This window comes from Oleiphilus sp. HI0132, from assembly GCF_001635845.1.
Genome location: NZ_LWGJ01000600.1, coordinates 1 through 1,130, shown reverse-complemented (window position 1 = coordinate 1,130; position 1,130 = coordinate 1). Strand labels below are relative to the sequence as shown.

General features: G+C 48.0%; 1 protein-coding gene. It reads right to left on the bottom strand.

Annotated features, from left to right (window positions below):
* On the bottom strand, positions 1-1,130 hold a 1,130-nt coding region (locus A3766_RS07345), incomplete at both ends, for a chemotaxis protein CheA (RefSeq protein ID WP_197479408.1).

The window sequence follows — 1,130 nt, the reverse complement described above, 5'->3', positions numbered from 1 at the left end:
CTGTCCATCAACAACATTTGTCTTGGTCAAATCAAGGTGGAAAATTTCAACCACACTAACCAGAGGAAAAGCAAAGGACTGATTTCCAAGCTTAACCATCAAGGTAGGCATGATCGCCAAAGTTAAGGGTACTTTAATTGAAAGTCGCGAGCCTTTACCTAACTCAGAATCAATATTTACCGTACCGTTTAACTGGGTAATTTTTGTCTTAACAACATCCATTCCCACACCACGGCCGGAAATATCGGATATTTCCTGCTTAGTCGAAAAGCCAGGTGCAAAAATAAGGTTATAACATTCGCTATCGCTTAAGCGATCAGCAGCGTCTTGGTCGTAAATGCCTTTTTCAACAGCTTTTTGACGTAGAACCTCAGCATCCATACCTGCGCCATCATCTTCAATGGCTAGCATGATATGATCACCTTCCTGCTGTGCTGACAGAACCACCTGCCCTATACGTTCCTTACCTTTCGTCACACGGTCATCAGGCATTTCAATGCCGTGGTCTACAGCGTTTCGTACAAGGTGAACCAAGGGGTCAGATAGCGCTTCAACAAGGTTCTTATCAAGGTCAGTATCTTCACCAACCAGAACCAGGTTAACCTCTTTCTTAAGGTTCCGAGCCAAATCTCGCACAACCCTGGGAAAACGTCCAAAGACCTTCTTAATCGGCTGCATTCGAGTTTGCATAACCGCTGACTGAAGATCACCTGTCACGACATCTAAGTTGGACACAGCCTTCTGCATGGACTCGTCACTGCTTGCATCGCCAAGACGTTTTAGTCGGTTACGCACAAGCACCAATTCACCCACCATATTCATGATATCGTCTAGGCGCTTTGTATCAACACGAACTGTTGTTTCTGTCGCTATGGTTTCATTCTTCTTCGATGCCGCTTTAGCAGCTGGTTTTGCAGCCGGCTTTGGCTTAGCTGCAGCTGCTGAGGCTGGGGCCGGTGCAGGCGCTGGCTTTGGTGTGGGCTCTGGAGCCGGCGCAGAACTGGCAGCAGCCTTGGTCGTTGGCGACCCGCCTGCTCCATGAAGTTCATCCAGTAGCTTTTCGAACTCATTATCGGTAATCAACTCTCCATCACCGCCAGCAGGAGTAGCTGACGCTTCAGACGTGGCAT